Origin of the sequence: Pseudomonas sp. NBRC 111140, from assembly GCF_001320885.1 — a bacterium.
GTDB classification, from domain to species: Bacteria; Pseudomonadota; Gammaproteobacteria; order Pseudomonadales; family Pseudomonadaceae; genus Aquipseudomonas; species Aquipseudomonas putida_P.
Window position 1 is genome coordinate 1 of record NZ_BCBQ01000188.1, and the last position, 2,000, is coordinate 2,000.

A 2,000-nucleotide genomic window follows, 5' to 3' on the forward strand; every position below is an offset into this window, starting at 1 on the left:
ACGCGAGTCGATCAAAATGGTGGTCACTGACGTGTCGGCGAGCCGGATCAACGTCATGTCGCCAGTACCTACTTGGAAAAAAGTCACCTTGGCAGCCATTTCATCCCTCCCCGGGCACTGCGCCAACTATGAGAAACGCTTCAGGTAAGATAAGATACGTATAGAAATTCAACCCGTCTAGATTTTATGCGAATATTTTTTATACCCAACCTTCTTCAGGCTGATCCTCCATGACTGCTACCGCTACTCGCACAGGTCGCTGGGGCCAGGAACGCCGCCTCGAATTCATTGACTTTCGACTGCTCTGGGAGGGCAGGCTAAACCGTTCCGACCTGACCGGTTTTTTCGGAATTTCTGTTCCACAGGCTTCCCTGGATTTCTCGGCTTACCAAGAGCTGGCTCCGGACAATATGGCCTACGATCGTACGCTCAAGGCATATGTGGCCGGCCCCAACTTCAAGCCCGTACTCGCGAATCCTGATCCTGGGCATTACCTGAATGAGCTGCTGCAGCGCGGCATCGGGAATATCGCGCCTTCAGACAGTTTCATCGGCTGGGCGCCCCCCGTTGCAAGCCTGCCATCCCCCACAAGACAGGTGGATCAGCAGATTCTGATCAAGCTGATCCGAGCGATTCAGATGGGTGAGGCCGTCGAGGTCGACTACCGATCAATGACCAACTTCGATTCTCCGGAGCTGCGCACGATTTTTCCCACGACGTTCGCGCATGACGGCTTCCGATGGCATACCCGCGCGTACTGCTTCCGATCCGAAAAATTCAAGGATTTCGTACTGGGTCGCATCACCGCTTTGCATGCGTCGATGACGGCGCCCGCCAAGGTGCCCCAGGACGTGGAATGGGAAACCTTTGTCGACGTGGTCATCGGCCCAAACCCGAGCTATCCGCCTGAAAAACGAAAAGCGATCGAGCACGACTACCAGATGGTGAACGGTGAAGCCTACCTTCGTGCGCGTGAACCTCAGCTGTATTACCTGAAGCGCAGGCTCAATTTGGACGTGAAGCCTGGCGAAACAGTGGGTGAGCATCAGCAGATTGTGATGCTCCGTATTGAAAAAGTTGTCAGGGAGTCGTCAGCAGATGAGTGAAGCATCCGCAACCAAGCCAAGAAGGGATTACACGATCCTGATCATTTTCTACCTGCTGGCCCTTCTGGTTTTTGCAACCTATTCCATCGGCTCCATGGCCTTGGACTGGCTACCTCAGCCCTACGCACCCTTGAAGGTGCCCCTGATGTGCGGGGCCATAGCCTATGTGGGCGGCGCGCTGTACTGCTTCCGCTCGATTTACCTGAACAAATGCGTTTACAAGCGCTGGGATCCCGACTGGCAGGTTTGGTATTTCATTCGCCCACTCACCAGTACGATCGCGGGTGCGGTCAGCTACCTGTTTTTGAAGGCGGGATTGTTGGTGCTGGAGTCGAGCTCAAATGCTGGTGCAAGCGAGATAGGCTTTTTCGCACTGGCTTTCATCGCAGGCTTCAACGTAGACAAGTTCGTCGCGAAAATTGAAGAAGTGGCGAAGGCAGTGTGGGGGATTGAGAAGACGCGAAGCAGTCTTGCCCGTACCGATCAAGGAGAGCCCCCTAAGCCACCCACCGCTACCCCGCCTCAAGGTTGAAGACATCTGGATTGTCACGACTATCTATCGAGTAGCAGTGGCAATCCAGATGTCCCCAGGCCTGAAACACTCCTCTGCGCCGGCTAAGGCAGTACCGGCAATAGGATCGTGAGCTGGAGGTAAACGAACCAGGCAAAGCAACCTCCGCTGACCATAAACAGGCTGATCAGGACTAGCCGACTCCATGGGCGCATCGTGTTCTGCCATTGGGCGATGATACGAGAGAAGGTGAGTGCCGACGCGTCGCTGCGGAACAGGTAGAGGAGCCCTTCAGCGTAGGCCGAGATCATCAGATTTCGGTAACCCGGTAGCTTCGTGAGGAATGTCAACGAGTTGTCAAACCAGCGCACCACCAAATCACC

The 2,000-nt window shown here is 54.9% G+C and carries 3 protein-coding genes; 2 read left to right on the top strand and 1 reads right to left on the bottom strand.

Going from position 1 to position 2,000, the window contains the following annotated elements:
• The first annotated feature begins 230 nt into the window (after positions 1 to 230).
• Positions 231 to 1,106: a WYL domain-containing protein gene (locus tag APH42_RS28785; protein ID WP_046785943.1), complete on the top strand. Its 876-nt coding sequence runs from the start codon at positions 231 to 233 to the stop codon at positions 1,104 to 1,106.
• Positions 1,099 to 1,638 carry a hypothetical protein gene (locus tag APH42_RS28790; protein WP_046785942.1) on the top strand — a complete coding sequence of 180 codons (540 nt, stop codon included), beginning with the start codon at positions 1,099 to 1,101 and terminating at the stop codon, positions 1,636 to 1,638. Before APH42_RS28785 ends, APH42_RS28790 begins: the two co-directional genes overlap by 8 nt.
• Positions 1,639 to 1,721: 83 nt before the next feature.
• Here APH42_RS28790 and APH42_RS30350 read toward each other — a convergent pair.
• Positions 1,722 to 2,000 (bottom strand): hypothetical protein (locus APH42_RS30350; RefSeq protein WP_218187665.1); only part of this gene is annotated, 279 nt, incomplete at its 5' end.